This is a genomic window from Brevundimonas lenta (assembly GCF_014196335.1).
Classification (GTDB): Bacteria; Pseudomonadota; Alphaproteobacteria; order Caulobacterales; family Caulobacteraceae; genus Brevundimonas; species Brevundimonas lenta.
This window is the reverse complement of sequence record NZ_JACIDM010000001.1, coordinates 93,773-116,591: the sequence shown is the minus strand read 5'-3', so window position 1 is coordinate 116,591 and position 22,819 is coordinate 93,773. Positions and strand designations below refer to the sequence as shown.

The window sequence follows — 22,819 nt, the reverse complement described above, 5'->3', positions numbered from 1 at the left end:
GTCGCGTCAAGTCAGCCGGCGAAGGCGGGAGCCAGGGCGATGAGCTTCTTCGACGCCTGGGCGCGGTAGCTCTCGTCGATCCAGGCGCGGAACATCGGCAGCGGATCTGCGATGTCTTCAGGCCAGGAGGCGGTGACCCAGCCGCTCTTGCCAAGGCCGTAGCCGGTCGGCTGGACGAACGGCATCTCCAGCGCCTCGGCGGCGGTGAAGGGCAGTTTGCACGACAGGCTGAACGGGTCGCCCGAGACACTGAGGTAGGCGAAGGTCTTGTCCTTCACGGCCAGGTCCGCATGGCCCGGCCACGGGCTTTTCAGGTGCGCTTCCGGATAGGTGAGGCCGAAGGCGCGCAGGGCGTCGGCGGCGTCGGCGGGTGCGCTCATCGATCAGGCCGGCTGGAAGGTCAGGGGCGCGCCCCAGAACTGGCTGACCAGATCCGACTGCGGACCGGCCTTGCCCGAGGTGAAGAAGTCGCGCCGGCCGGAGCCGCCGAGCAGGTACTCGGGGTGGCGCTGGAAATAACGGTCCAGGGCGTCGGCGACGGCAGTCGGCTGGTGGATTACCGGCGTGCCGTCCGGCAGGGCGGCGGCGAAGAGGTCGGCGACGATCTCATAGTGGGTGCAGCCGAGGATGGCCTTGTCCGGGTGGCGGCCGATGCGGCGGCGCAGGGCGTCGACGTGGTCCTCGACCACGACCTTCAGTTCCTCGGTCGGGGCGCCCAGCTCGATCAGGCCGGCGAGGCCCGGGCAGGGCTCGGAGAAGACGGCCAGGTCCTCGCGGCGTTTGTCGATCTCGATCTCGTAGACGCGGCTCATGGCCGTGGCGGCGGTGCAAAAGACGCCGGTGATGTCGATGGCCTCGACCTTGTCGCCGCGACGCTCGGCCTCATACGTCCAGGGCAGGCCGGTGGCGGCCTCGATGGTCGGGACGATGATGCCCAGCACATTGATCGGGCGGCCGTGACGCTCGCGGGCCTCGGGCACCCAGGTCTGCTGCAGACGGCGCAGGGCGATGGCGCTGGCGGTGTTGCAGGCCAGGACGATGACGCTGGCCCCGGCCTCGAACAGGCGTTCGCAGCCTGCGCGGGTCAGGTCGACGATCTCCTCGCCGCCGCGCCCGCCATAGGGGGCGTTGGCCTGGTCGGCCAGATAGACGAAGTCCCGCTCGGGGAACCGTCGCGTCAGTTCGCGGTGGACCGTCAGGCCGCCCACGCCGGAGTCGAAAACGCCAATCGCCATGAGGCGGCCTTTAGACGCAGCGCCAGCCCGCGTCCACCGGCGAAGATTACGGGGCTGTCATGTGACAGCGGGGCCGTGGGAGGCCTAGGGTCCGCGGGAACGAATGGCCCCCATGGAGCTTCCATATGCACAGACGACACCTTCTCATCGCGGGAGGCAGTTTCGTGGCCCTCTCGGCCTGCACCTCGACCGGCACGACCAACGGCGGCGGCGCCGTCGCTTCGACCGGCGGCCTGGAAGCTGACGCGCGGATCGCGCGCGCTGTCCTGCCGACCCAGGCGCCGAAGGCCGAGCTGCTGCAGACCTGGACCGGTTCGTATGGCGGCGTGCCGCCGTGGGACAAGGTGACGGCCGCCAAGCTGCGCGAAGCCCTGCTGGAAGGTATCGATCTGCAGCGCGCCGACTACGAGGCGATCGCGAACAACCCCGAGCCGCCGACCTTCGCCAACACCCTGGTGGCCATGCAGATGGCCGGCGAGCCGCTGGACCTGGCCCAGAACATCTACGGGGTGATGACCTCGAACATCGGGTCTGACGACTACAACGCCGTCGACACCGAGGTGTCGCCGTTGCTGTCGGCCGCCTACGACGAGATCAGCTTCAACGCGAAGCTGTTCCAGCGCGTGAAGACGGTCGCCGACAACGCCGACGCCATGGGTCTGAGCGCCGAGCAGAAGCGCATCGCCGTGCGCAGCCGCGACTCCTTCATCCGCAGCGGCGCCGCGCTGGACGCCGACGGCAAGGCCGAGCTGGGCCGGATCAACACCGCCCTCGCCAACGCCTTCACCGCCTTCAGCCAGAAGGTCGTCAACGACGAGAAGACCTGGACCGTCATCCCGAATGAATCGGGCATGGCCGGCATCCCGGCGTCGAACAAGGCCGCCGCCGCCGCCGCCGCACGCTCGCGCAACGTCGAGGGCTGGGCCGTCGTCAACACGCGCTCGAGCGTGGATCCGTATCTGACCTTCGCCGACGACCGCGAGCTGCGCGAGAAGGTGTGGCGCAAATTCGTGAACCGCGGCGACAACGGCGACGCCAACGACACCAACGCCACGATCGCCGAGATCGTCCGCCTGCGTCAGCAGCGCGCCCGCCTGCTGGGCTACAACAACCACGCTGAACTGCGCATGCAGGACACCATGGCCAAGACGCCGGATGCGGCGTTCGACCTGATGAACCGCGTATGGGCGCCGGCCAAGGCCCGCGTCGCCGAGGAAGTCGCGGACATGCGCGCCCTCGCCGGTCACGACATCGAGCCGTGGGACTACCTCTACTATGCGGAGAAGGTCCGGAAGCAGAAGTACGACCTCGATCAGAACGAGCTGAAGCCGTACTTCGAGCTGAACAATGTCCGCGCCGGCTCGTTCGAGATGGCGCGCCGCCTGTACGGTTTCACCTTCGACAAGCTGCCGACGGGCGCGGTGCCGGTCTGGCATCCGGATGTCGTGGTCTATGAGGTCAAGGACGCCGGCCGTCCGATCGGCCTGTACTACGCCGACGACTACGCCCGTCCGGGCAAGCGCTCGGGCGCGTGGATGACGACCTACCGGTCGCATTCGTCGTTCGACGGACCGAAGAACACGCTCGGCTCGAACAACAACAACTTCATCAAGGCCGAGGGCGGCGAGCCGATCCTGATCTCGCTGGACGACGCCGAGACCCTGTTCCACGAGTTCGGTCACACCCTGCACGCCTATTCGTCGAACGTGGTCTATCCGGCCCTGGGCGGCACGCCGCGCGACTTCGTCGAATATCCGTCGCAGGTGCACGAGCACTGGGTGCTGACCCGTCCGATCCTGGACGGCTATCTGAAGCACGCCGAAACCGGCCAATCGATGCCGCAAAGCCTGATCGACAAGGTCGAGGCCGCCGCCACCTTCAACCAGGGCTATGCGACGGTCAGCTATCTGTCGTCGGCGCTGGTCGACATGGACCTGCACACCCAGACGGCACCGCCGACCGACATCGACGCGTTCGAGAAAGCGTCGCTGGACCGTTACGGCATGCCGAAGGAGATCGTGATGCGGCACCGTCTGCCGCAGTTCAATCACCTGTTCACGTCGGACAGCTACTCGGCCGGCTACTACTCGTACCTGTGGTCCGAGACGATGGACGCCGACACCTGGGCGTATTTCGAGGAGTCGGGCGACGTCTTCAATCCGGAGATCGCCGGCCGCTTCAAGTCGATCATGCTGGCGCCGGGCAATACGGTGGACCGCGCCGAGGCCTATCGCGCCTTCCGCGGTCGCGACCCGGACGTGCGGGCGCTGCTGAAGGTGCGCGGCTTCCCGACTTCGTAGGACGTCGGGAGCCAGAACGGACAAGGCCCGCGGAGCGATCCGCGGGCCTTTTTCGTAGCCTAGTTCGGGATGGTGGGCGCGCGGACGACGAGGCGTTCGTCGCGACGGGCGCGGGCGTAGTCTTCCTGGCGCGCTGCGGGGAGCAGGCCGACGGCTTCGCGCTGGACTTTCATGACACAGAGGGTGTCGACCAGGCGGGGGCCGTGGCGGCAGGCGTCACGCACGCCTTTCGCCACCCGGGCGTCGAAGGCGACCGTGCCCGAGTAGCTGGCGAGATCCAGATCGCCGTAGGAAACACGAACGTCCTGTGCGGCGGCGGATCCTGCGGACAGCAGGGTGACGGCGGTGAGGGAAGCAAGGGTCCTGAGCATTGGAGTATCCTCTTGTCGCGGGCATTGCGACACAAGCCAGATGAGTGGTTCTTGTGACGTCTACCAGCGGCAAACCGTGATAATTCCGAGAAGTCAGGGTGAGTACTGGTCAGTCAATCACAAGCCACGTTTATGACAAGCGGATAGCCGCAATGCAGTGCGGCTCCCGACATCAATAGGCGACCGCGCGGCGGCTTTGGGCGTAGTCGACCTGGGCTGCGCGAGGCAGCTGGCGGACGGCTTCCTGCCGGACGCTGCGGAGGCAGAAGGTCCGGTCGCTGACGAGAGCGTCCATGCGACGGGAGAATCTGCACACCCGGTTGGCGGCCGCATCGACGCGGACGTCGAAGGTGTCTCCGCCGGCGACGGTGGCCAGGTTGAGGTCGCGCCACTCGATGGTGGCGACCTGTGCGGACGCGGTACCGGCGGCGGCCATCACTACGACGGCGGCCAGAGAAGCCAAGACTTTCATGTTCGTCTCCTGGGAGAGCGCTGCATCGCGCGTGTCGGCGACGGGGCCAAATTGCGCCCGCGCTGTTGCAGGTCGGTGAGCGTTTCGCGGCCAAATCAGGACATTGCGTGAATTCGCAGAAACCTGAACGGCGTTCACTCCGGCGCCTTCGCGCCTTGTCTTGGCCCCGGTTTTCCGTCATAAGCCGCCGCTTCCGGCGCAAGTGAACCCTGCGTCTCCACCGGGACGACCCCTGTTTCGACAGGACGAGCCCGGCGAGAACCCTCTGCCGACGTGATCGTCGCCAGAGGCCATTTCTCTATGGGGACCCGGGTTCAACGCCAAATGAGGTGTTGATGTTCGAGGCTCTGAACGAGCGGCTGACAGGGGTTTTCGACCGGATCACCGGTCGCGGCGCCCTGTCCGAAAAGGACGTGGCCGAGGCGATGCGCGAAGTTCGCGTGGCGCTGCTCGAGGCCGACGTCGCCCTGCCCGTCGTCAAGGACTTCATCGCCTTCGCCACCGAGCGCGCCACCGGCGAAGAGGTCATCCGTTCGGTCAAGCCGGCCGATCAGGTCATCAAGATCGTCTACGACGGCCTGGTGGAGATGCTGGGCGGCGATGAGCCGACCCCGATCAACCTGAACGCTACGCCGCCCGCCGTCATCCTGATGGCCGGCCTGCAGGGCTCGGGCAAGACGACGACCTCGGCCAAGCTGGCGCTGCGGCTTACGAAGTTCGATCGCAAGAAGGTCATGATGGCCTCGCTGGACACGCGTCGTCCGGCGGCCATGGAGCAGCTCGAAACCCTCGGCAAACAGATCGAGGTCGCCACCCTTCCGATCGTGAAGGGCGAGAGCGCGGTCCAGATCACCAAACGCGCGCTGCAGTCGGCGAAGCTGCAGGGCTTCGACGTCCTGATCCTCGACACCGCCGGCCGGATAACGCTCGATGAGGCCCTGATGGCCGAGGTGGCGGAAGTCGCCGCCGTGTCGAAGCCGATCGAGACCCTGCTGGTCGCCGACAGCCTGACCGGTCAGGACGCTGTCCGCACCGCCAAGGCCTTCCACGAACGTCTGCCGCTGACCGGTCTGGTGCTGACCCGCGCCGACGGCGACGGCCGCGGCGGCGCCATGCTGTCGATGCGGGCCGTCACCGGCCTGCCGATCAAATACCTGGGCGCCGGCGAAAAGGTCGATGCGCTGGACGTGTTCGACGCCCGCCGCGTCGCCGGCCGCATCCTGGGTCAGGGCGACATCGTCGCCCTGGTCGAGAAGGCCAGCCAGGAGCTGGACGCCTCCAAGGCCGAGGCCATGGCCCGCAAGCTGGCCAAGGGGCAGTTCGACCTGAACGATCTGGCCGGCCAACTGGCCCAGATGAAGAAGATGGGCGGCCTTCAGGGCATCATGGGCATGCTGCCCGGTGTCGCGAAGATGAAGGCCCAGATGGCCGACGCCAACATCGACGACCGCATGATCGCCCGCCAGGAAGCGATCATCAGCTCGATGACCAAGGCCGAGCGCAAGAAGCCGGACCTGCTGAACGCCAGCCGCAAGAAGCGCGTCGCCGCCGGCGCCGGCGTCGAGGTCCAGGACATCAATCGTCTGCTGAAGCAGCACCGGCAGATGGCCGACATGGTCAAGTCGCTGTCGCGCGGCGGGCCGAAGAAGATGCAGCAGATGGCCGCCATGCTCGGCGGCCTCGGCGGCGGTGGAATGGGCGGACCGGACATGGCCCGCCTGAAGGCGATGGGCGGGGGCAAGATGCCCGAGCCGAGCGCCGACGAAATGAAAGCCCTTCAGGACCGGCTCGCCGGACTGGGCGGCGGACAACTGCCGGGGGGGCTTCCGGGCCTGCCGGGCTTCCCTCCCAAGAAATAAGACTACGTCTGAAGAAAGAGACCGAAAATGCTGAAGATCCGTCTGGCCCGTGGCGGCGCCAAGAAGCGCCCGTACTACTACATCGTCGTCGCTGACTCGCACTCGCCGCGCGACGGCAAGTTCATCGAGCGCGTTGGTTCCTACAACCCGATGCTGCCGCGCGACGGCGAACAGCCCCGCGTGACGCTGAAGGCCGACCGTATCGCCGAATGGCTCGGCAAGGGCGCCCAGCCGACCGACCGCGTCGCCCGCTTCCTGTCGCAGAACGAGGAACTGGCCGGCAAGGTGAAGTGGACCCAGTCGAACAACCCGAACAAGGCCCAGCCGGGCAAGAAGGCGCAAGAGCGCGCCGCCGAGCGCGCCCAGCGCGAAGCTGACCGCGCCGAAGCTGAAGCCGCCGCCAAGGTGGAAGCCGCTGAAGCCGCCGTCCGCGCCAAGGAAGAAGCCGCCGCCGCCGCCGAAGCCGCCAAGAACGCTCCGGCGGTCGAAGAGGCCCCGGCTGCTGAAGAAGCCCCGGCCGCCGAAGCCGCTGCTGAAGAGGCTCCGGCCGCTGAAGCCGCTGCTGAAGAAGCCCCGGCCGCCGAAGCCGGCGAAGAGAAGACCGAGGCCTAAGGGTTTCTCATCCGCTCACCCCGGCGAACGCCGGGGCCGGGATGACAGAGAGCAGTGTCCGGATTTCCGGACGCTGCTCTTCTGCTATCTGGAGCGGCGTTTCTGATCTGGGTCCCGGCCTTCGCCGGGATGAGCGGAGGTTTCCATGGCTAGCGACAGCAAGCTCATTCTGGTCGGCCAGGTCTCCGGCGGGTTCGGGGTCAAGGGCGAGGTGCGGGTGACGGCGTATACGGCCGACCCGATGGCGCTGCTGGGGTATCGCGACCTGCTGCGGGCGGACGGTTCGACGGGCCTGACGCTGCTGTCGGGACGGCCGGACAAGGTCGGTCTGGTCGGTCGGGCGAAGGAGATCGCCACCAAGGAGGAGGCCGACGCCCTGCGCGGGCTGAAGCTGTTTATTCCGCGCGAGCGCCTGCCCGAGCCGGACGAGGACGAGTTCTATCTGACCGATCTGGTCGGCGTGCAGGCCCGTGATCCGGAGGGCGTGGTGCTCGGCACGGTGAAGTCGGTGCAGAATTTCGGCGCCGACGACATGCTGGAGATCGCGCCGGCGGCGGGCGGCCAGACCTGGTATCTGCCGTTCACGAAGGACGCGGTGCCCGACCTGCACCTGGCCGACGGCTGGGTGCTGGTGGTGCGGCCGACCGAGATCGGCGAGCGCGAGCCGGACTAGCTGTTGTCCTCGACCTCGGCCCCGGGTCCGTTGGACTTGATGGAGTCGATGGCGTTCTGCGCCGAGGCTTTCGAGGTGTAGCCTTCCGTCGAGAAGATGGTCTCGGCGTTGTATTTGAAGCGGACGCGGAACTCGCCCGCCTTGTCCTTCCAGATCTCGAACTTGTGGGCCATGGGGCGCCTCCTTGGGGGAGGGGCACGCTCTCATGGCGGGCGGTCCAGTCAATCGGGCGGAGACCTGAGCCGGATGGTGAACCGCGGCCCCCTGCGAGCGTTAGCCGCCTGACCATTCAGGAGAAGGCGGCGCCATGAGTATCTTCAGTTCGATCTGGGACCGTATTCGCGGTCATCGCAAACCTGCGGCCCCGGCCGCTCCGGCCCCGCAGGCGGCTCCGGCCGCAGCGCCAGCCGCGCCTGTCGCGCCGGCCGCCGCGCCGCCGCCCGTGGACGTCGAGGCGGTGCTGGCGGCCATGGCCGAGGCCAAGGGCGGGGGCGGCAACTGGCGGACCTCGATCGTCGATCTGCTGAAGCTGCTGGACCTCGACTCCAGCCTGACGGCGCGCAAGGAACTGGCCGGAGAGCTGGGCGTGCATGCCGGCGAGCACGGCAGCGCCGAGCAGAACATCGCCCTGTCGAAGGCGGTGTGGGCCCGGCTGGAGGCCAACGGCGGCATCGTTCCGGCGTCGCTGCGGGACTGACCGGAGGCGGAGATGCCCTCCAGCGTCATCCGGGGCTTCAGCTACGACGAACCGAAGCGCCGGCTGCGCATCACCTTCGTGAGCGGCGACGTCTACGACTACCTGGACGTGCCGCCGATGATCTTCGACGGCCTGAGGGTGGCGCAGTCGAAGGGCGGGTTCTTCGCCAGCCATATCCGGGAACGGTTCACGTTCGAAAGGGTCAGCATCGCCCTGCCCTGAGATGGGCCAGGAACGCCGCGTCAGAACGGGCGTTTCGGGCTTCATGCTCGATCATACCGGAATCGTCGTCTCTGACCTGAAGGCCGCGCGCCGCTTCTACGACGCCGTAGCCGAGGCGCTCGGCCTGCAGACGAGGACCCTGCACCCGGAGTTCTTCGTGCTGGGCAAGAGCCAGGAGGAGGCGATCCCCTATCTGTGGATCGGGACGCTGATCCCGTCGTACTGGGTCGAGGGTTCGCGGCCGGGAATCAACCAGATGCACGTGGCCTTCAGCGCCGAGAGCAAGGCGATGGTGCAGGCGTTTTACGAGGCTGCGCTGAAGGCGGGCGGACGCGACAACGGCGCGCCCGGCCCGCGCGAGGGCGCGGATCAGTACTACGGCGCCTTCGTGCTGGATCCCGACGGCAACAATATCGAGGCCGCCTATCGCGGCCCCGATGCCACGGACTGACGGGTCAGGCTTCCTCGTCGCCCGCCAGGCCCATCATGTGGAAGCCGGCGTCGACGTGGATGACTTCGCCGGTGGTCGAGAAGCCGAGGTCCGAGCAGAGCCACAGGGCGCAGCCGGCGACGCCTTCCATCGAGGTGTCTTCCTTCATCGCCGACATGGCGCGGCCCTGGGCGATCATGCCGCGGCCGCCGGAGATGCCGGCCAGCGACAGAGTGCGCATGGCGCCGGCCGAGATGGCGTTGACGCGGATGCCCTTGGGACCCAGGTCGCGGGCGATGTAGCGGGTCGCGGCCTCAAGCGCGGCCTTGGCCACGCCCATGGTGTTGTAGTTCGGGATGGCCCGCTCGGAGCCGAGGTAGGTCATGGTGACCAGCGAACCGCCGTTGGGCATCAGCTTCGAGGCGCGCTTGGCCACGTCGACGAAGCTGAAGGCCGAGATGTTCATGGCCAGCAGGAAGCTCTCGCGGCTGGTGTTCTCGACGAACGAGCCCTTCAGCTCGTCCTTGTTGGCGAAGGCGACCGAGTGGACGACGAAGTCGATCGTGCCGAACTCCTTCTCCAGCTCGGCGAAGGCGGCGTCCATGGAGGCGTCGTCGGTGACGTCGGCCTGGATCAGCAGCTTGGCGCCGACGCTCTCGGCCAGCGGACGCACGCGGCGCTCGAGGCCCTCGCCGAGGTAGGTGAAGGCCAGCTCCGCGCCTTGCGCGGCCAGCTGGGAGGCGATGCCCCAGGCGATGGAGTTGGCGTTCGCGACGCCCATGACCAGGCCCTTCTTGCCCTTCATGAGTTCGCCCGCGGGCATGTTCCAGCTGCTCTCGGCGGCCATGGATCGTCTCCTCGTGATTTGCGGGAGGGTTAGCAGGGGGCGTGACGCGGGGGAAGGCCGTCAGGTTTCGAGCGGTTGCGGACGCGGCGGACGTGAGTCTAGCTTGGCCGTACGAAGGAGACGCCCATGGCCCTCTGGCTCGGACTTCTGGCGGCGATGGCGGCGGGACAGGCGGCGGAGCCTCCGGCCCGGCCTGAGGTCGCCGTCGTGGTGCTGACGCTGGACCAGGTGCGGCAGGTCCAGGCCCGTCACGGCCGCTCCACCTTGGACGCATTGGGCGACGAGCGGTGGGGGCGGTTCCGGTTCGTGGACGGGCCGGTCGAGGCGGAACGGTTCGCCACCTGCGAGGACGAATGGGCCGACGGCGGTCTGGACTATTGCGTCCGCTTCTACCTGACACGGGCCGAGGTCGCGACCGGGGCGCCGCCGACGGTCGTGGTGGTGTTCGACGATCAGCCGGCCAAGGCCGCCGTCCATCGCGGGGCGGGCGAGATGCGCGCCCTGTGCTTCGGGCGCGGCGTGACGCCGAGCAAGGCCGAGGCCCAGGACACCTGGCTGTGGCCGGACTCGGTCCGGATGCACGGCGTCAACGACTGGGAGCGCGACCGGGACGCCCTGGCGGCCTGCATCGACGCGGCCGCCGCCGAGCCGTTCACTGGCCTGCGGGAGCCTGACGTCGACTAGACCTTCGAGAGGATCAGCGTGCCGTTGGTGCCGCCGAAGCCGAAGCTGTTCGACATCACGTGCTTGAGCGGGCCGTCGTGGCGTTTGCGCAGGATCGGCATGCCCTCGAACTCGGGGTCGAGGTTTTCGATGTGGGCGCTTTCGGCGGCGAAGTCGTTGTCCATCATCAGCAGGCAGTAGATGGCCTCCTGGGCGCCCGCCGCGCCGAGCGAGTGGCCCGTCAGCGACTTGGTCGAGGAGATCATCGGCAGGTCGTCGCCGAAGACGTTGCGAACCGCGCCCATCTCCTTGCTGTCGCCGACCGGGGTCGAGGTGCCGTGCGGATTCAGGTAGTCGATCTTCGGATTGCCGGCCATTTCGAGCGCGATCTTCATGCAGCGCTCGGCGCCCTCGCCCGAGGGGGCGACCATGTCGTAGCCGTCGGAGTTGGCGCCGTAGCCGGTGACCTCGGCGTAGATCTTCGCGCCGCGCGCCACGGCGCGCTCGTATTCTTCCAGCACGACGATGCCGGCGCCGCCGGCGATGACGAAGCCGTCGCGGTCCTTGTCATAGGCGCGGCTGGCCTTCGACGGGGTCTCGTTGAAGTTCGACGACATCGCGCCCATCGCGTCGAACATGTTCGACATGGACCAGTCGATGTCCTCGACGCCGCCGGCGAAGATGACGTCCTGCTTGCCCCAGGCGATCTGTTCGGCGGCCGCGCCGATGCAGTGGGCCGAGGTCGCACAGGCCGAGCTGATCGAATAGTTGACGCCCTTGAGCTCGAACCAGGTGGCGAGCACGGCGGACGGACCCGAAGCCATGGCCTTGGGCACGGCGAACGGCCCGATGCGCTTGGGCGAGCCGCGCTCCTTGGTGGTGTCGGCGGCCTGCAGGATGACCTGGGTGGAGGGACCGCCCTCGCCGACGATGACGCCGATGCGCTCGGACTTGATCTCGTCCGGGGTCAGGCCGGAGTCCTTCAGGGCCTCCTCGAAGGCGATGTGGCCCCAGGCGGTGCCGTTGGCGAGGAAGCGGGCGGCGCGGCGATCGACGTGGGGCGCCCAGTCGTCGGCCGTGGCGCCGAGCGCCGGGGGCGCCCAGACCTGCGAACGGAAGCCGTACGTGGCGTGGTCGGCGGCGTGCTGGACGCCCGACTTCGCATCACGCAGTGACGCAGTGACCTCCTCGGCTCCGGTGCCGATGGAAGAGACGATGCCCAGGCCGGTGACGACGACACGCCGCATGGCAGTTTCCTTCTAACAACGCTCAGTCGCCGCGTTGATCGCGGTCTGTCTGAATATAGGGGGTTTAGCCGGCCGTCGCTTCGGTGGTCGCGCCGAACAGGCCCACGCGCATGTCGTTGCAGGTGTAGATCACCTCGCCGTCGGCCTCGAGCACGCCGTCGGCGATGCCCATGACCAGCTTGCGGTTGATCACCCGCTTCAGGTTGATCTTGTAGACCACCTTCTTGACGGTCGGCAGGACCTGGCCGGTGAATTTGACCTCGCCCACGCCCAGCGCCCGGCCCTTTCCGGGGCCGCCGATCCAGCCGAGGTAGAAGCCGACCAGCTGCCACATGGCGTCCAGGCCGAGGCAGCCCGGCATGACCGGATCGCCGATGAAGTGGCACTGGAAGAACCAGAGGTCCGGATGGATATCCAGCTCGGCCTCGACATAGCCCTTGCCGTGCTCGCCGCCGTCCGCGTTGATCTGCGTGATCCGGTCGAACATCAGCATCGGCGGCGCCGGCAGCTGGGCGTTGCCCGGCCCGAACAGGTCGCCGCGCCCCGAGGCGAGAAGGGCTTCGTAGTCGAAGGACGACGGATATTTGGACGAGCTCAAAGGCGGTCTCCGGCCGGTGTTGCCGTGGGGGTACACGACGGGAAGGGACGGCTCAAATTTTTAGTGGCGGGCTGCGCCCCTTCCCCCATTTCGGGGGAAGGTGGCCCGGAGGGCCGGATGGGGGCTGGCCGCGGTGATCGGCTGGCCGGCCTTCGATGCGCGGACAGAGCCCCCATCCGTCTCGCTCCGCGAGCCACCTTCCCCCGAAATGGGGGAAGGACGTGCATGTTCGGCTCCGGCCGGTGGTGTTCCGGCAGAGGTGGGGAAGGCGCGGGGCGTCCGGTCCTCGCCCGGAGCTTGATAGTTTTACCGTTTCGACGAAGCTGGCCGCCCCGCGTGGTCGTTGGTTTCGCGCGCCCTCCGGCTGGCGGCCCTGTTAGAGCCTTGACGGATCTCCGCCGCCGCCATTGCTGGAAGCGACGTGGGTGGGACATCGGCTGAGCCAGCGGTCCGCACCTTCGATGCGCGGCGAGCAAGCGGACAGCATCCATCGCTGTCCGACGAGGACCCCCGGACTACCCTTCGCCCGGGCTTCATCGCTCGACCACAGCCCGTCGTCGTCGAGGCGCTGGATCCGACGCCTTCCCCATCGACGGGATGGGAGGATTATGCGGCGGGCGGATACCTCGCTGCGTAGAGGGAATTTAGGTGCGGGAAGTCAGAGGGTTGGCGAAAAGAGTTCGGAAATAGCCAGCAGGCTTCCTTCCCCCATTTCGGGGGAAGGTGGGCGGCGGAGCCGCTCGGATGGGGGCTCTGTCCGCGTCGAAGATGGCGGGAGTCCTGTCGCCGTCGACAGCCCCCATCCGGCCCTCCGGGCCACCTTCCCCCGAAATGGGGGAAGGAAGAACGTGGCGAAGGCCCGGTAGAGCTCCTCGCCAATGACAGCCGGGAACAAATGAGGCACAAGGCCGCGATGTTCGCCGACTCGATCCTCGCCCCGCCCGCGCCGACCATGGCCGATGCGCGCGCGACGCTGGAGCGGGTCTGGGGCCATGCCGACTTCCGCGGGATGCAGGCCGAGGTGGTGGCCGAGATCCTCGCAGGGCGCGACGTGATGGCCGTGCTGCCGACCGGCGGCGGCAAGTCGGTCTGCTACCAGATCCCCGCCATGCTGCGACCGGGCCTGGGTCTGGTCGTCTCGCCGCTGATCGCCCTGATGACCGACCAGGTCGAGGCGCTGAAGCAGCAGGGGGTGGCGGCGGCGCGACTGGACTCCGGCGTCTCGATGGACGACCGCTCGGCCATCTGGCGGCAGGCGAAGGCGGGCGAGCTGGATCTGCTGTATGTCTCGCCCGAGGGACTGGCGCAGCCGCATCTGATCGACCGCCTGCACGATCTGCCGCTGAGCCTGATCGCCATCGACGAGGCGCACTGTGTCTCGCAATGGGGACATGATTTCCGTCCGGATTACAGGACGTTGGGCCGTCTGGCCGAGCTGTTCCCCGGCGTGCCGCGGATCGCCGTCACCGCCACCGCCGACGCCCGCACCCGCGACGACATCGTCCGCTCGCTGCGCCTCGACGGGGCCAGGGTCGTCGTCGACAGCTTCGCCCGGCCGAACCTGCAGCTGTCGGCCGTGCGCAAGGAGAACGGCTCGCGGGCCCGCACCGACGCCGCCGTCATCGAGCTGGTGCGGCACCGGCGCGGCAAGTCCGGGGTCGTGTATTGCGGCTCGCGCGACGGCTGCGAGCGGGTCGCCCAGGCCCTGAAGGACGCCGGGACCAACGCCATCGCCTACCACGCCGGGATGGACGCGCGGGAGCGCGACAAGCGGCTGGAGCGGTTCCTGGCCGAGGACGGGGCGGTGATGGTGGCGACGATCGCCTTCGGCATGGGAGTCGACAAGGCCGACGTGCGCTTCGTCATCCACGCCGATCCGCCCGGCTCGCTGGAGGCCTATTGGCAGGAGATCGGCCGCGCCGGGCGCGACGGCGAACCGGCCGAGGGCATCACCCTGTACGGTCCGTCCGACATCGCCTGGGCGCTGCGCCGGCTGGACAGTCGTCCGATGGCCGAGGAGGTCAAGGCGGTGCAGGTGCGCAAGGCGCGCCAGCTGTTCGCCATGCTGGACGGGGCGACCTGCCGCCCGCAGACCGTGCGCCGCTATTTCGGCGAGGGCGCCGCGGATCGCTGCGGCGTCTGCGACATCTGTCAGGACCCGCCGGCCCTGTTCGACGCCACCGTGCCCGCCCAGAAGGCCCTGGCCGCGGTGCAGCGGCTGGGCGAGCGCTTCGGCAAGACCCGCGTCATCGACCACCTGCTGGGCAAGACGAAGGACGTCCAGCCGTGGGAGACCAACCTGTCGACCTGGGCCATCGGCGCCGACACGGCGATGCACACCTGGCGCGACGTGGTCGACCATCTGATGTTCGAGGGCCTGCTGGTCGAGGACCCCAACGACGGCAAGCCGCTGGTCATGCTGGGCGATGCCGAGGCGGTGCGCGGCGTCTATCGCGGCGAACGCGTCATCGAGGTGCGGCTGACCCCGGCCCGCGTCTCGGCGCCGCGTGAACGCGTCCGCAACGGTCGCAACGCCGCGCTGGAGAGCATGGACGCCGACGTCCGGGCGAGGTTCGAGGTGCTGCGCGCCTGGCGTCGCGACCGCGCGGCCGAGCAGCGCGTGCCGCCCTATGTCATCTTCCAGGACAAGACCCTGCTGGAGATCGCCATCGCCGAGCCGGGCGACCTCGACACCCTGGGTCACATCTCCGGCGTCGGCCAGTCCAAGCTGGACCGCTACGGCAAGGGCGTTCTGGCGGCGCTGACCGCCTCGGCCTAGCCCCAGGGGCCGCGCGGCTGGCCTGAGCTCGGGACCGAGGTCTGCGCCGTGGTCGGGACGGAGGTCGTGGCCGGGCGCGCCGGGGCCGGCGCGACGGCGACCGGGGCGAGGGACGGGCGGCCCATCTTCACGCCCAGCTCCATCAGGGCCCGAACGCGGTTGCCGGTGGCCGGGTGGGTCGAGAACAGGTTGTCGGCGCCCGTCCCGGCCAGCGGGTTGATGATGAACAGCTGGCCCGAGGCCGGATTGCGCTCGGCGGTCGGATTGTGGATGCGCTTCGCATAGGCCTCGATCTTCTGCAGGGCCGAGGCGAGGGCGTTGGGGTCCTGGGCGATTTCGGCGCCGACGCGGTCGGCCTCGTACTCGCGCGACCGGCTGATGGCCATCTGCACCAGGCCGGCGGCCATGGGGGCGAGGATCATGAGGGCGAGCGTGCCGATGATGCCGCCCGGGCGCTCGCGGTCGTCGCCGCCGCCGAAGAACATCGCGAAATTGGCCAGGGCCGCGATGGCGCCGGCGATGGTGGCGGTGACCGTCATGGTCAGGGTGTCGCGGTTCTTCACGTGCGCCAGCTCGTGGGCCATGACGCCGCGGATCTCGTCGCGGGTCAGCATGTCCAGCAGGCCGGTGGTGGCGCAGACGGCGGCGTTGGCGGGGTTGCGGCCGGTGGCGAAGGCGTTGGGCTGGTCGTTGGGGATGATGGCGATCATCGGCCGCGGCAGGCCGGCGTCGCGCGCCATCTGCACGATGTCGGCGACATAGGTGCGGACCACGGCGTTGGGGTGGCTCTCGTCGACCGGCTGGGCGCGGTACATGCGCAGCACGATCCTGTCGGCGTTCCAGTAGCTGAACAGATTCATCCCGCCGGCCACGACCAGGGCGATCAGCATGCCCGCAGCGCCGCCGATCATGTAGCCGATGCCCATGAACAGCGCCGTCAGCACGGCCAGCAGGGTGAAGGTCTTGAGATGATTCATCGTCGTCCGGGGTGGTCGCTGGCGCCGGGGAGGCGAAATGCCAATTTGCGAATTGAAACGCTCTGGCTCAAGGCAAGGACGCTGTGACCGATCATCCCACCCCCGACGCCCCGCCCTCGCCCGCGTACAATGCGGACGTTCCGCACGCCACGCCCGACAAGCCGCTGAGCGAGGCCGCGCGCCGCGCCCTGCTGGAGGCCGCCGAACGCCGCGCCGCCGCGGACGACGCGCCGCTGGAGACGGAGCACGGCGGTCCGCGCGGACCTGAACCCACCCGCTACGGCGACTGGGAGAAGAAGGGGCTGGCGGTCGATTTCTGACCCGGCGAACGAAGGCCGGCGAACGGCGTTAACCCTGCGCTTCAGGAGACGCCCCGCATGATCCGAACCTTCGCCCTCGCCGCCGGTCTGGCGGTTCTCAGCCTCGCCGGCGCCGCCGCGGCCCAGAACTACGCCCCGTCGTGGGGTCAGCCGGTCTATCTCGACGCATATGGCCGGCCGGTCGGCGGCACGCCGCTGTCGGAGGTCGAGACCCGCTCCTACGTCGAGACCGGCTATTGGGCCGACGGCTACAACGAGCAACCCTACGTTTACGTCCCCGGCCGGGCTCCGGCCTACGGGTACGGCGGGTACAGGAGCCGGGGGTACGGCTACGACCGGCGGCCGGATCAGGGCTATCGCGACGAATGGGGCTACGACGACGACCGGGCGCGGCCGGGGCGGCGGGGCTATGTCCGCGGCCATTCCGATGATCGGAACTGCGACTGCCCGGACGTCTATTTCCGCGACCGGTGACGCCCCTGAGGGGAAAGCGGCGGCGGGACATCCCGCCTGCGGTGCAAGGCCGGGCCTTCCGGCGTGAAGCGGCGATAACGGCTCCCGAAACGGAGTCCGTCCCATGCGTATGCTTCTCGCCGCCGCCGGCGCAGCGATCGTCGTCCTGGCCGCCTCGCCCGTGCTGGCCGGCGGGCCGAACGGCGGGAGCGGGCAGCCGCCGCGCCCGGGGCCCTGCTGCGGCCATCCCGGCGGCGGGAACACCAACATCAATGTGAACGTCAACGCCCGGGCCAGCGCCTATGCCTCGGCCTCCGCGGGATCGTACTTCAACGCCCGCACCTATGACGTCGGGACGTACCGCGGCGGCTATTCCGGCGGCGGCTCCGTCTATGTGGGCGGCGGATACGGCGGCGACATCGGCGGTTATGTCGGGGCGCCGGTCTATTTCAACGAGCAGGCGCTGGAAGGCGCGCCGTGCCCTTCGGCGCCGTTCGGCTACGTCGTGACCGGCTTTGGACGGGGGGAGCGCGAGCCGTCGCACTGCGGCTATCGCTACCGCGAGGAGCACGATCGGGGCGGGCGCTACGGCTACAGCGAGCGCCGCGAGTCGTACGAGGAGAGCCGCTACGAGGTTCGGGAATCGTACGAGGAATACGAGGCGTACGAGGGCGGCGAGTATTACGGGCGGGAGCGGGACTGCGATTGCCGCAGCGACCGCGAGGCCGCGCCCTATCCGCCGGCCTATCTGCCGGATCCGCCGCGCTATGAGCGGCCGGCGCCGCGTCGAGCCGAACCCCCGCGCCGCAGTCTGCCGCGGCAGACCTACAGCCAGGAGCCCGGCGAGCGGGGCTGAGGCCTAGAAGCCGTCGATCGAGGCGACGATCGAGGACGCCGCCAGCAGCGGGTTCTCCGCCGCGATCACCGGGCGGGCGACGACGAGGTGGGTGGCGCCCGCCTCCAGCGCCGCGCGCGGGGTGGCGACGCGCTGCTGATCGCCGAGGTCCGCGCCCTCGGGGCGGACGCCGGGGGTGACGATCAGGAAGTCGGGGCGGCCGGCGGCCGTGGCGATCTCGCGAACCCGGGCGGCTTCCAGCGGACTGGAGACCACGCCGTCGACGCCGCAGTCCAGCGCCTGACGCACCCGGCGCTCGACCAGCTCGGCGGCGCCGTAGCCGTAGCCGATGTCGGTGAGGTCGGCGTCCGACAGGCTGGTCAGGACGGTGACGGCGAGCAGTTTCGTGGCGGCGCCCGAGGCGTCGCGGCCCTTGACCGCGCCGCGCATGACCTGCGGCTCGGCGTGGACGGTGAGGAAATCGCAGCCGCCCTCGGCGACCGAGCGGGCCGCGCCTTCGACCTGGGCGCCGATGTCGTGCAGCTTCCAGTCCTGGAAGACATGCTTGCCCTTCGCTTTCAGTTCGTGGGCGAAGGCGACGCCGCCGGGCCGGGCCAGCAGGGTCAGGCCGATCTTGTAGGAGACGACGCTGGGGCCCAGCAGGTCGACCATGGCGCGGGCCGCCTCCAGCGAGGGCAGGTCCAGGCCGACGAACAGGCGCGGGTTGTTGAGCACAGGCGTCATCGTCGATCTCTCCGTTTGGCCGCAGGGGTGGACGCGCGGGCGCGCGTCGGCCCTTATGGGCGACAGGGTGAATTGCGGGGCGAGGTCAGCACATGGACGCGGTCGATCTGGGGGTCAACCTGTTCGTGGCCCTGTTCGCCTTGCTGGATCCGATCGGCAACGTGCCGATCTTCGCCGCCGCGACGGCCGGAGCCAGCCTGCGTCAGCGTCTGTCGGTGTCGTTCCTGATCTGCCTGTTCATCGTCGCCTTCCTGACCTTCTTCTTCTTCACCGGCCTGGGGCTGCTGCAGTTCTTCGGCATCTCGCTGGCCGCGTTCCGGATCGCCGGCGGCATCCTGCTGCTGCTGCTGGGTCTCGACATGGCGCGCGAGGACTTCATCAAGAGCTTCGCCGACACTGACGCCCTGGCCGACGCCAAGGACGTGCGCGGCTATGCGCGGCGGCGGTTCCAGCGGCTGATCGTGCCGTTCGCCATGCCGCTGCTGATCGGGCCCGGCGCGATCTCGACCATCATCATCCAGGCCGGCGAGGCCGAGAAGATCGGCGCGACGGCGCAGGCCGCCGGCGTGGGCGCCATCGTCGCCGCCAGCGTGGCCACCTTCCTGTGCTTCGCCGCCACCGGCCCCATCAGCCGCATCCTCGGCGACGTCGGCATGGCCATCGTGGTGCGGGTGCTGGGCCTGATCCTGTGCGCCCTGGCGATCCAGTTCATCCTGCTGGGCCTGTCAGAGGCCATTCCGGGCATGTTCTCGGGGGCGGTTACCGCGCCCTATCCGAGCGGCGGCCACTGAGTCCTCAGAGACCCAGGGCCGAGCGGATGTCGCGCCAGTCGATGTATTTGAAGTTCTGGGTGCCCGTGTCGTTGACGTCGTCCTGAACGACGACGAGTCCCTCGGGGAAGGCGTCGCCGACCGGACCGCCGAGGGCGTCGAAACCGTCCGTGCCGGTGACGCTGTCGACCGCGCCGTCCTGCACCACGAAGCGCCCGACGTAGGCCGGCTGCGCGCCGTCGATGCGCCAGACCGGGAAGGTCGAGTCGCCCTGGCTGGAGCCGATCAGATAGCGGGCGGCGCCGTCCGCGATGATGGTCAGGCCCTCAGCGTCGGCGACGAGGACGCCGGGCGCGATCGGCTGGACGAGGGTGCGGGCCGCGCCGGACGCCGGGTCGAGGCTGTAGCGCCAGACGCCGACGTTCTCTTCGGCGATGTAGAGGGCGTCGGTCGCCTCGTCGGCGGCGCAGCCTTCGGAAATGGTCCCGATTTCGGCGCGGCGCACCAGCCGGGAGACCGGACGGCCGGCGGCGTCGGCGGTCAGCACGAACTGGCGCAGTTCGCCCTCGTGGCCGACGAGGATGGCGTGAACCTCTGACCCCCGGCGGGCGAAGCAGAAGCCGTAGGGCTCGATGACGTCCGAGGTGAGCGCGCCCCACGGACGCACGGGATTGTCGCCGGTTCCGGCCGGATCGAACAGGTACAGCGCCACGCCGGTCTTGCCCGGGGTCCGGTCGCTGGCGCCGAGCACGATCTGGGGCCGACCGTCGACGACGAGGCCGTCGGTCAGGTCGACATTGTTCAGCAGACCCTCGGGCAGGAACTGCAGCACCGCGCCGTCCAGGCCGTAGATATAGAGGCCGGCCTTCTTGTCGGTGCCGGCGACGAAGCCGCGCGTCAGGACGCCGTTGACGGTGACGGGCGTCGCGGAGGCCCAGATGGCGGGGTCGTCGGCGGCGTCCTCGCCCGCGGTGCCGACCGAGGGCGTCTCGAGCGTGGCGCGAACCGGGACGCCCTGGCCGACGAAGCCTTCGCCCTCGCCCTGGTAATCGACCTCGCCGGTGGCGCAGGCGGCGAGCAGCGCCGAGGCGGCGACGGCGAGGGTGAAGGTCCGGACGGTCATGGGCGCATCCCGCAAAGCTTTGATGGCTGCGCGTGCAACACGCCTGCAGGGGGCGGGTCAACGCAAGCGGAATGACGATCCGGCGTCAGTCGCATGACGATCCCTCCGTCGCCGGATCGAACGTCATCCAGGCGTCCCAAAACGGCCAAGCCGGGTTCGCGAAAGCGTCGTACGGCCGTCGCCGCCACGGCCTAGCTGGCCCTCCCAGAGCCGGCGACCGGGGGGTCGACCGGACCATCGGGGATGCCAGTCTATGAAACTCGGACTTCTGCTCGGCGCCGCGCTTGCGCCTCTCGCTTTCGCCGGCGCTGTCTGCGCCCAGGACGCCACGCCCGCCGGTGAATACGGCGGCGAACCCGTCCAGATCGAGGACGTCATCGTCAACGGCGAGATCGTCTTCCGCAACCGCACGACGGACGACAACCCCGTCCTGTCCTACGACCTGGAATATTTCCAGCGCTTCGAGCCGGTGTCGGTCGGTGAAATGCTGAAGCGCGTCCCGGGCGTGACCTTCACCTCGGACGTGCTGGAGTTCGACGGCGTGTCGATGCGCGGCCTGCCGCCGGGCTACACCAGCATCCTGATCAACGGCCGCCGCGCTCCGGGCGGCGAGGACGACGGCGCCTTCTTCGTCGACCGCATCCCGGCCGAACTGGTCGAGCGTATCGAGATCATCCGCAGCCCGCGCGCCGACCAGCCGTCGGACGGCGTCGCCGGCGCCATCAACATCGTCCTCAAGGAAGGCGCGCAGCTGGAGGGCGGCTCGGTCCGCGCCGGCGCGCTGATCAACGAGGACGGCGAAGTCCGCGGCGCCGGGTCGCTGACCTGGGCCGGCAACACCGAGAACACCTCGCTGTGGGCCGCGCTGAACTATCAGGGCCGTCGCAATCCGAAGCAGAAGCGCTCGGAGCGCTATGACGACGATCCCGCCAACGGCGGCGAGCTGGACAACATCGAACTGCAGGACGACACCCGCGACGGCGTGGACATGTCGGCCAACGCCGAGTTCACGACCCGCTTCGACAACGGCCGCCTGCGCTTCAACGGCCTGGTCATCGACACCGACCGCGACGAGGACGAGACCTCGGTCACCTATGTCGACGACGGCTCGGGCTCCTTCACCGAGATCGACGGCGTCGAGATCCAGCAGGAACGCATCAGCCAACAGACGTACGCGCTGGGCATGGACGGCGCGTTCGACGTCGGCCCGGGCGAGCTGGACTTCAAGCTGGGCTGGACCGGCTTCCGCGACGACACCACGGCGACGACGTTCGAGGGCGACAATTTCCAGGATCCCGATCTGGCGCTGGTCGAGGACGAGGAAACGCTTGAGATCACGGACGACGAGCTGGATTTCGGCGGCGCCTACACGCTGCAGACCGGCAACGTCGAGGTGAAGTTCGGGGCTGATTTCCTGAACAAGCAACGCGACGGCGTCGGCGCGGAAGGCGTCGACTATGCGATCGAGGAAAACCGGTTCGAGCCCTATGTGCGCGTCTCGGGCGAGATCGGCGCGACGGTGCGTTTCGACGCCGGCCTGCGTTACGAAAGCTCGGAGCGCGAGGTCACCGGCGACCTCGGCACGGTGGAATCGGACGCCAGCGACTTCTTCCCCTCGGCGCACCTGACCTGGTCGCCGACCCAGGCGGACCAGTTCCGCGCTTCGTACGCCCGCACCCAGCGTCGTCCGAACTTCAGCTACCTGGCTCCGATCTTCCAGGACGAGGAACCGGCGGACGAGGACGGCCTGCGCGGCAATCCGCTGCTGGAAAGCGAAAAGGCCAACGGCTTCGACGTCGGCTACGAGCGCCGCATCGGCACGCGCGGCATCTTCGGCGTGAACGTCTTCTACCGTGAGATCGAGGATCTGATCGAGGTCGTGGACACCGGTCTGGAGGTCAATGAGGACGGCGAAACGCCGGCGCCGGGCGACGACGTGTTCAACCTGTTCGAACCGCGCAACATCGGCGACGGCACGACCTGGGGCATCGAGTTCGACTTCTCGTCGCCGCTGGACGTGATCGGCCTGCCGGACACCGGTCTGTTCTTCAACTACACCTGGATGGACAGCGAGGTCACCGATCCCTGGACCGGCGACAAGCGTCCGTTCCGGAACCAGCCGCAGAACGTCTACAACGTCGGCTTCATCCACACCGTCAACAGCTGGGACATGAGCTTCGGCGCCAGCATCTACGGCCGCGACGAAGGCTATGAGTCTGGCATGGATGAGCTGGTGAAGGTGGAATACGACCAGGACCTGGAAGCCTTCATCGAGAAGCGTTTCGGCGACCGCGTCGTGGTGCGCCTGTCGGCGATGAACCTGCTCGACAAGGAGAAGCGCGAAACGTTCTGGAAGTACGACGGCGACTCGGTCGAGGAGATCCTCGACAACCGCGCCAACGGCGACATCGACGAGTTCGAGCTGGAAAGCGAGCGCTCGGGCGTCCTGTACCAGGTGACCCTGCGCGCGGCCTTCTAGGGCCGGCGACAGATCAGACGACAGGGGTCGGAGGGAAACCTCCGGCCCTTTTCGTTTTGAACGGCCGAAAGGCTTACGGCCAAGCTGGACCCTGCGGCCAAGCTTCGGTTAGG

Annotated in this window: 25 protein-coding genes; 14 read left to right on the top strand and 11 right to left on the bottom strand. The window is 68.7% G+C overall.

Features of this window, described 5'->3' with window-relative positions:
• Window positions 1–11: 11 nt before the first annotated feature.
• Both GGR12_RS00635 and GGR12_RS00630 read right to left on the bottom strand, forming a co-directional pair.
• The gene (locus tag GGR12_RS00635) at window positions 12–380 is read right to left on the bottom strand and encodes an MmcQ/YjbR family DNA-binding protein (RefSeq protein WP_183201786.1); all 369 of its coding nucleotides are present in this window, start codon (window positions 378–380) and stop codon (window positions 12–14) included.
• A 3-nt stretch (window positions 381–383) separates the two neighbouring features.
• Complete coding sequence (locus GGR12_RS00630; protein WP_183201784.1) at window positions 384–1,235, bottom strand: glutamate racemase; 852 nt, start codon at window positions 1,233–1,235, stop codon at window positions 384–386.
• A gap of 125 nt (window positions 1,236–1,360) precedes the next feature.
• Between GGR12_RS00630 and GGR12_RS00625 the strand changes: the two genes are divergently transcribed.
• Window positions 1,361–3,535, top strand: coding sequence for a M3 family metallopeptidase (locus tag GGR12_RS00625; protein WP_183201782.1), 2,175 nt, complete (start codon window positions 1,361–1,363; stop codon window positions 3,533–3,535).
• Window positions 3,536–3,594: 59 nt separating this feature from the next.
• Here the strand turns inward: GGR12_RS00625 and GGR12_RS00620 are convergent, their stop codons facing one another.
• A complete protein-coding gene (locus GGR12_RS00620; protein ID WP_183201780.1) occupies window positions 3,595–3,906 on the bottom strand; it encodes a UrcA family protein in 312 nt (103 codons plus the stop codon).
• 172 nt (window positions 3,907–4,078) lie between these two features.
• A complete protein-coding gene (locus GGR12_RS00615) occupies window positions 4,079–4,378 on the bottom strand; it encodes a UrcA family protein (protein ID WP_183201778.1) in 300 nt (99 codons plus the stop codon).
• Between the two features lie 335 nt (window positions 4,379–4,713).
• Between GGR12_RS00615 and ffh the strand changes: the two genes are divergently transcribed.
• The 3 genes from ffh to rimM all read left to right on the top strand — a co-directional run bounded on the left by ffh (window position 4,714) and on the right by rimM (window position 7,522).
• Window positions 4,714–6,237 carry a signal recognition particle protein gene (ffh, locus tag GGR12_RS00610; protein ID WP_183201776.1) on the top strand — a complete coding sequence of 508 codons (1,524 nt, stop codon included), beginning with the start codon at window positions 4,714–4,716 and terminating at the stop codon, window positions 6,235–6,237.
• A gap of 27 nt (window positions 6,238–6,264) precedes the next feature.
• Window positions 6,265–6,849 carry a 30S ribosomal protein S16 gene (rpsP, locus tag GGR12_RS00605; RefSeq protein WP_183201774.1) on the top strand — a complete coding sequence of 195 codons (585 nt, stop codon included), beginning with the start codon at window positions 6,265–6,267 and terminating at the stop codon, window positions 6,847–6,849.
• A 145-nt stretch (window positions 6,850–6,994) separates the two neighbouring features.
• Window positions 6,995–7,522, top strand: a complete 528-nt coding sequence (rimM, locus tag GGR12_RS00600; RefSeq protein ID WP_183201771.1) for a ribosome maturation factor RimM — start codon at window positions 6,995–6,997, stop codon at window positions 7,520–7,522.
• Here the strand turns inward: rimM and GGR12_RS00595 are convergent.
• Window positions 7,519–7,695 (bottom strand): YegP family protein, encoded by a 177-nt coding sequence (locus tag GGR12_RS00595; RefSeq protein ID WP_183201769.1) that lies wholly within the window; start codon window positions 7,693–7,695, stop codon window positions 7,519–7,521. The genes rimM and GGR12_RS00595 overlap by 4 nt on opposite strands.
• Window positions 7,696–7,829: 134 nt before the next feature.
• Between GGR12_RS00595 and GGR12_RS00590 the strand changes: the two genes are divergently transcribed.
• From GGR12_RS00590 to GGR12_RS00580, 3 genes are read left to right on the top strand one after another with little or no spacing between them, the layout of a single operon-like run.
• Window positions 7,830–8,219, top strand: coding sequence for a DUF3597 family protein (locus tag GGR12_RS00590; RefSeq protein WP_183201767.1), 390 nt, complete (start codon window positions 7,830–7,832; stop codon window positions 8,217–8,219).
• Between the two features lie 12 nt (window positions 8,220–8,231).
• The gene (locus tag GGR12_RS00585) at window positions 8,232–8,441 is read left to right on the top strand and encodes a KTSC domain-containing protein (protein ID WP_183201765.1); all 210 of its coding nucleotides are present in this window, start codon (window positions 8,232–8,234) and stop codon (window positions 8,439–8,441) included.
• Window positions 8,442–8,484: 43 nt separating this feature from the next.
• Window positions 8,485–8,892, top strand: a complete 408-nt coding sequence (locus tag GGR12_RS00580) for a VOC family protein (RefSeq protein WP_183201763.1) — start codon at window positions 8,485–8,487, stop codon at window positions 8,890–8,892.
• A 4-nt stretch (window positions 8,893–8,896) separates the two neighbouring features.
• Here the strand turns inward: GGR12_RS00580 and GGR12_RS00575 are convergent, their stop codons facing one another.
• Complete coding sequence (locus tag GGR12_RS00575) at window positions 8,897–9,694, bottom strand: enoyl-ACP reductase FabI (protein ID WP_183203701.1); 798 nt, start codon at window positions 9,692–9,694, stop codon at window positions 8,897–8,899.
• 150 nt (window positions 9,695–9,844) lie between these two features.
• Here GGR12_RS00575 and GGR12_RS00570 point away from each other — a divergent pair, with 150 nt between their 5' ends.
• Window positions 9,845–10,402 (top strand): hypothetical protein, encoded by a 558-nt coding sequence (locus tag GGR12_RS00570; protein WP_183201761.1) that lies wholly within the window; start codon window positions 9,845–9,847, stop codon window positions 10,400–10,402.
• Here GGR12_RS00570 and fabB read toward each other — a convergent pair.
• Both fabB and fabA read right to left on the bottom strand, forming a co-directional pair.
• Entirely contained in the window at window positions 10,399–11,628 is a 1,230-nt protein-coding gene (fabB, locus tag GGR12_RS00565; RefSeq protein ID WP_183201759.1) for a beta-ketoacyl-ACP synthase I, read from the bottom strand. The genes GGR12_RS00570 and fabB overlap by 4 nt on opposite strands.
• Window positions 11,629–11,692: 64 nt before the next feature.
• The gene (gene fabA / locus GGR12_RS00560) at window positions 11,693–12,226 is read right to left on the bottom strand and encodes a 3-hydroxyacyl-[acyl-carrier-protein] dehydratase FabA (protein ID WP_183201757.1); all 534 of its coding nucleotides are present in this window, start codon (window positions 12,224–12,226) and stop codon (window positions 11,693–11,695) included.
• 913 nt (window positions 12,227–13,139) lie between these two features.
• On the opposite strand from fabA, the gene recQ reads away from it, so the two are divergent.
• A complete protein-coding gene (gene recQ / locus GGR12_RS00555) occupies window positions 13,140–15,005 on the top strand; it encodes a DNA helicase RecQ (RefSeq protein ID WP_183203700.1) in 1,866 nt (621 codons plus the stop codon).
• Here the strand turns inward: recQ and htpX are convergent.
• Window positions 15,002–15,982, bottom strand: coding sequence for a zinc metalloprotease HtpX (htpX, locus tag GGR12_RS00550; protein ID WP_183201755.1), 981 nt, complete (start codon window positions 15,980–15,982; stop codon window positions 15,002–15,004). The two genes, recQ and htpX, sit on opposite strands and share 4 nt — an antisense overlap.
• 83 nt (window positions 15,983–16,065) lie before the next feature.
• Between htpX and GGR12_RS00545 the strand changes: the two genes are divergently transcribed.
• The 3 genes from GGR12_RS00545 to GGR12_RS00535 all read left to right on the top strand — a co-directional run bounded on the left by GGR12_RS00545 (window position 16,066) and on the right by GGR12_RS00535 (window position 17,611).
• Window positions 16,066–16,302: a DUF1674 domain-containing protein gene (locus GGR12_RS00545; RefSeq protein ID WP_183201753.1), complete on the top strand. Its 237-nt coding sequence runs from the start codon at window positions 16,066–16,068 to the stop codon at window positions 16,300–16,302.
• A gap of 57 nt (window positions 16,303–16,359) precedes the next feature.
• On the top strand, window positions 16,360–16,776 hold the full coding sequence (locus GGR12_RS00540; RefSeq protein ID WP_183201751.1) for a hypothetical protein: 417 nt from the start codon (window positions 16,360–16,362) through the stop codon (window positions 16,774–16,776).
• Window positions 16,777–16,879: 103 nt separating this feature from the next.
• Window positions 16,880–17,611 (top strand): hypothetical protein, encoded by a 732-nt coding sequence (locus GGR12_RS00535; RefSeq protein ID WP_183201749.1) that lies wholly within the window; start codon window positions 16,880–16,882, stop codon window positions 17,609–17,611.
• A gap of 3 nt (window positions 17,612–17,614) precedes the next feature.
• Here GGR12_RS00535 and pyrF read toward each other — a convergent pair whose 3' ends face one another.
• Window positions 17,615–18,325, bottom strand: a complete 711-nt coding sequence (pyrF, locus tag GGR12_RS00530; protein ID WP_183203699.1) for an orotidine-5'-phosphate decarboxylase — start codon at window positions 18,323–18,325, stop codon at window positions 17,615–17,617.
• A gap of 101 nt (window positions 18,326–18,426) precedes the next feature.
• Here pyrF and GGR12_RS00525 point away from each other — a divergent pair, with 101 nt between their 5' ends.
• Complete coding sequence (locus GGR12_RS00525) at window positions 18,427–19,125, top strand: MarC family protein (protein WP_183201746.1); 699 nt, start codon at window positions 18,427–18,429, stop codon at window positions 19,123–19,125.
• 4 nt (window positions 19,126–19,129) lie between these two features.
• On the opposite strand, the gene GGR12_RS00520 is transcribed toward GGR12_RS00525, so the two are convergent.
• Window positions 19,130–20,227: a phytase gene (locus GGR12_RS00520; RefSeq protein WP_183201744.1), complete on the bottom strand. Its 1,098-nt coding sequence runs from the start codon at window positions 20,225–20,227 to the stop codon at window positions 19,130–19,132.
• Between the two features lie 253 nt (window positions 20,228–20,480).
• Here GGR12_RS00520 and GGR12_RS00515 point away from each other — a divergent pair, with 253 nt between their 5' ends.
• Window positions 20,481–22,706, top strand: coding sequence for a TonB-dependent receptor plug domain-containing protein (locus GGR12_RS00515; protein ID WP_183201736.1), 2,226 nt, complete (start codon window positions 20,481–20,483; stop codon window positions 22,704–22,706).
• The last annotated feature ends 113 nt before the right edge of the window (window positions 22,707–22,819 follow it).